Origin of the sequence: Campylobacter sp. BCW_6873, from assembly GCF_001762365.1 — a bacterium.
Lineage (GTDB): Bacteria > Campylobacterota > Campylobacteria > Campylobacterales > Campylobacteraceae > Campylobacter_D > Campylobacter_D jejuni.
The window spans coordinates 1963-2845 of the sequence record NZ_MJWS01000112.1; the positions used below are offsets into that span (position 1 = coordinate 1963).

The window sequence follows — 883 nt, forward strand, 5'->3', positions numbered from 1 at the left end:
TAATAGTGAAAATCCTATTCATAAAAATAAAAGCTCGTTTGATATGGAAGTGCCTTTTGTAAGTATTTCTTTTGGGTCTTTGATTTATGATAAAGAAAGACTAGCTAAAAAAGGAGTTAGGCAAATTTTTGGAGTGCGTTTAGCAGAATCTTGCAGGCGATATTTTTATGAGAAATGATTTGATTTTAGATAATTAAAGAATATACTACAAACTTTATTTTACCCACTTTATGCTAAAATAAATCACATAAGCTTATAGGCTATTAATCATCAACAAACCCAAAAGGATCATCAATGTCCCTTAATTCTTACATGAGTCTTGATATATCAAATTCTACTTCAAATCCCCTACCCTTTAAAATCACTAAAGCCATTATCAAAGAAAGTTAGGAGATGAAGTGATTATTTCTTTTTTAGATGATGATATAGATAAACCTTATGTGAGCTCTAGTTTGTACAATGGGGCTAATCCAAGTTTAGTAAATCTTCCTTTTAATGATCATCAAACTTCTCTTTCTTCTAAAACCATAGGTGTTAATGAAGAAGGTTATAATGAACTTACCCTCTCAAATATAAAAGATAAAGAACAAATTTATTTAAAAGCCCAAAAGGATTATGATGAATTAGTCCAGCATAATTTCACTCAAAGAATTTTAAATGATAAAGATTCTATAGTGGATGGAATTTATAATGAAAGGATTAAAAAGGTTCATACTCAAACCATAGACTTAGCTAAAAATGTCAATGTAGGAGGAGAATACTTAACTAATGTAGGCTTATCTAAAGATACCATAGTAGGATTAAGCAATACCTTAAATGTAGGAGTAGATAATAAAGTAAGAGTGGCTAAAAACTCTCATGAGTTTGTAGGAGAAAACAAAGA

Annotated in this window: 1 protein-coding gene; it reads left to right on the forward strand. The window is 29.3% G+C overall.

Annotated features, from left to right (window positions below):
* Positions 1-398: 398 nt before the first annotated feature.
* On the forward strand, positions 399-883 hold a 485-nt coding region (locus tag AJ932_RS09935), incomplete at its 3' end, for a bacteriophage T4 gp5 trimerisation domain-containing protein (protein ID WP_410002272.1).